3 protein-coding genes and 1 pseudogene are annotated in these 3,345 nt (G+C 66.2%); 1 reads left to right on the forward strand and 3 read right to left on the reverse strand.

Translation table 11 applies throughout. The features are described 5' to 3' along the window. Together AC1DVI_RS32025 and AC1DVI_RS32030 are read right to left on the reverse strand one after the other, a co-directional pair. Nucleotides 1-317, reverse strand: a 317-nt coding sequence (locus AC1DVI_RS32025; protein ID WP_476961417.1) for an MFS transporter, incomplete at its 3' end; no start/stop codon positions are given. Between the two features lie 369 nt (nucleotides 318-686). Further along, complete coding sequence (locus tag AC1DVI_RS32030) at nucleotides 687-1,889, reverse strand: MFS transporter (protein ID WP_476961418.1); 1,203 nt, start codon at nucleotides 1,887-1,889, stop codon at nucleotides 687-689. A 104-nt stretch (nucleotides 1,890-1,993) separates the two neighbouring features. Here AC1DVI_RS32030 and AC1DVI_RS32035 point away from each other — a divergent pair, with 104 nt between their 5' ends. Then, on the forward strand, nucleotides 1,994-2,881 hold the full coding sequence (locus tag AC1DVI_RS32035; RefSeq protein WP_476961419.1) for a LysR family transcriptional regulator: 888 nt from the start codon (nucleotides 1,994-1,996) through the stop codon (nucleotides 2,879-2,881). 269 nt (nucleotides 2,882-3,150) lie between these two features. Here the strand turns inward: AC1DVI_RS32035 and AC1DVI_RS32040 are convergent. Then, nucleotides 3,151-3,345 (reverse strand): annotated as a pseudogene (locus AC1DVI_RS32040) (succinate--CoA ligase subunit alpha); the annotation flags it as partial.

Raw genomic sequence — 3,345 nt, forward strand, 5'->3', positions numbered from 1 at the left:
AGGCCGGTCATCACGCCGCCGAAGGCGACGATGACGCGGGGGCCGTAACGGTCGATGAAGTAGCCTTCGATGGGGGTCAGCCAGGTCTGGACGACGACGAAGACGGTGAAGGCGGTCTGGATCGAGGCGCGGGTCCAGCCATGGGTGGCCTGGATTTCCGGCACGAACAGCGTCCAGGCATACTGGATGTTGGCCGCGGCCACCATGCAGACGATGCCGACGACGATCTGCATCCAGCGCGCGCCGTCGGAAATGGGCGCCTGCTTGCCGCCGGAACTGTTAAAAGCTGGCCTCTGGGATTCTGTCGATCCAACCATCATTCCCTCCCGTGGGATTGCGACGCTTTGATACCGGGCATGAGGGTCCCCTTGGGCGGGCGATGCGGAGTCCGAGCGAGCGTCCGCATCGCCGCGTCATGGGCGGCCTTGTTCCGTGCCGATGCGAGTCATGGTTCAATGGTGTGCTGGAGAGCCGGTCACGCTGTCCCTGCGTTCGTGGCGCTCCAGATACGGCATATGGTATGCCAGAGACACGATTGTTGGCAACACGAACTTTTGGTGCGTCGCGCTTTTCATCCGAAAATTTTTCCAGCTTCTGGAAACCGGACAGCCGGGAGGGTCAGCCCTGCCCGGAGGGCGGGACTTGATGGTGTTCTCGCAATCGAACGGACGAGGCGTCGACCGCTTTCAAGCGGTCGCGGACGTGGCGCGGGACGATGCCGTGAGGGCGAGCGCCGCGATGGCCGCCGCCAGCGGCACGAAGGACACCCAAAGCACCGTGTCCCAACCGAACGCCGCCAGCAGACCTCCGGACGCGAAAGACCCCAAGGCCATCGTACCGAACACGATGAAGTCGTTGAGCGACTGCACCTGCGTCTTCTCCTCCGGACGGTGGCACTCCAGGACGAGCGCGGATGCCCCGAGGAAGCCGAAGTTCCAGCCGACGCCCAGCAGGATCAGGCTCCCCCAGAAATGCGCCACGTCGATGCCTCCCAGCCCGACCATGGCGGAGGCGGCGATCAGCGCCAAGCCGGTGAACACGATGCGGGACGCGCCGAACCGCTCGACCAGCCGCCCGGTGACGAAGCTCGGGGCGTACATGGCGATCACATGCCATTGCAGGCCGAGGTTGGATACCTCCTGCGACAGGCCGCACAGCCGCATCGCCAGCGGGGCCGCCGTCATGATGAAGTTCATCAGCAGATAGGAGACGACCCCGCACAGCACGGCGGTGACGAATCGCGGCTGGCGCGCGATGACCCCGAGCGGGCGGCCCCCAGCGGCCTCCGCGGTGGTCGGCATCGGTAGCCGCACGCCGACCAGCACCAGGGCGGACAGCGCCGCAACGGCGGCCTGGGCGAAAAAGGTCGCCAGGAACAGGTGCGGCGGCCAGATATCCATGGTGACGGTGACGAGTTGCGGTCCGATGACTCCGGCAAACACCCCGCCCGCCATCACGGCCGACATCGCCCGCGGCCGCCGCTCTGGTTCGACGCAATCGGTCGCGGCGAAGCGGAAGGACAGAACCACGGCGGCGTAGGCACCCCCTGGGATCATCGCCGCGCAGAACAGCCAGAAGCTCCCCAGAATCACCGCCAGGACGGACAGCAGCCCGACGAGCACGCCGCACCCCGTCCCCGCCAGGAAGGCGGCGCGCCGCCCATGGCGCCGGGCGATGGCCCCGGCGGGAATCGTGCAGAGCGCCATGCCCACGACGAAGACGGAGAGCGGCAGCGTGGCCAGCGCCGGGCTCGACGCCAGCGTGTGCCCGACGATGCCCCCCGTCGCATAGACGACCACCGCGTTGGCGCCGGCCAGCGCCTGCGCGGTCGCCAAGCGCAGAACGTTTGCCGTTCCGTGAGCATAAAGGTTGGTAGCGGCTTGGCTCATGACGGTCCTCGGGACTGACTCTGTGGCGGTTGCCCCAGGCTTACCGACCCGCCATCATGAATAGAAGTGGTATGTTCTCATGATTGGATGAGCCGGAGTCATGGATGCTTGACCGCCAGATCCTCGCGATTCTGCGGGAGGTGGATCGGGCGGGCAGCGTCACCGCCGCCGCCGAACGCCTGAATCTCAGCCAATCGGCGCTGAGCCACACGATGCGCAAGTTCGAGGAACGCTGCGGCGTCGAAATCTGGACGAAGAAGGGGCGCAGCCTCCGCTTTACCCAGGCCGGCCGGCACCTCCTGTCCCTGGCGCAGCGCCTGCTGCCGCAGTTCGAGCACGCCGAACGGGTTCTGGCCGATTTCGCGTCGGGCCGCCGCGGGGCGTTCCGGGTGGGCATGGAATGCCATCCCTGCCAAGCCTGGCTGATGCGGATGACCGCCCGCTATCTCACCCAATGGCCGGACGTGGATTTCGAGGTCCGCACCGCCTTCCGCTTCGATGGCTTGGCGGCACTGCTCGACAACGAAATCGATCTGCTGATCACGCCCGACCCCATCGAGACCGCCGATGTCCTGTTCACGCCGGTCTTCGACTATGAACTCGTCCTCGTGGTGCATGAGGCGCATCCGCTCGCCGCGCGGGGCGTGGCGCAACCTGAAGACCTTCGCGCGGAGGAGTTGGTCACCGTCCCGGTCAGCTTGGAGCGGCTGGACATCTACACCCGCTTCCTCGTCCCGGCGCATTGCCGGCCGCTCCGCCACAAGACGGCGGAGACGACCGACCTGATGCTCCAGCTTGTCGCCGCGCGGCGCGGGGTCACCGTCCTGCCGGACTGGCTGGTGCGCGAGGATGGCGCCGGTCTGCCCGTCCGCTGCGTGCGGCTTGGGAGCGCGGGGATCGGCAAGAGCATTCACCTCGGTGTCCGCCGCGGCGAGGAGAGCGTGGACTACATCGCCAGCTTCCTCGCCCTCGCCCGGACGATCGATCGGTAGGAGCAAAAAAATGGCCGTGCTGTCTCCAGCACGGCCAGTGATTTCGAGAGGCTCGCATAAATGCAGAGCAACAACCCGCCCGATACAAAGGGTGAAGCACCCTGTGCAAGACCAAGATGACTGGTCAGACCACTCACCGCAACGCTTCGTTTTCAGCTTTCCACATCGCGGAAACAGCCCCTTCCCTGCCGAATACACAACAAAGAAGACCGCGCCGTTGCCGGCGCGGCCAGTCACTTCGGGGAAAACACCACAGCGACGAAAACGGATCAGCCCTTGAAGACCTTGAGCATGGTGGAACCCAGGCTGGCGGGGCTGTCGGCGACGGCGATGCCGACCGACTTCATGAAGTCGATCTTGAAGTCGGCGGTGTCGTTGCCGCCGGAGATCACCGCGCCGGCGTGGCCCATGCGGCGGCCCGGAGGCGCGGTGCGCCCGGCGATGAAGCCGACGACCGGCTTCTT

This window comes from Azospirillum sp. P4_B5, assembly GCF_056402275.1.

Excerpts from the sequence above, each read along its gene's own strand:
- AC1DVI_RS32030 (WP_476961418.1), bottom strand. The coding sequence starts at position 1,889 with ATGAGCCAAGCCGCTACCAACCTTTATGCTCACGGAACGGCAAACGTT.
- AC1DVI_RS32035 (WP_476961419.1), top strand. The coding sequence starts at position 1,994 with ATGCTTGACCGCCAGATCCTCGCGATTCTGCGGGAGGTGGATCGGGCG.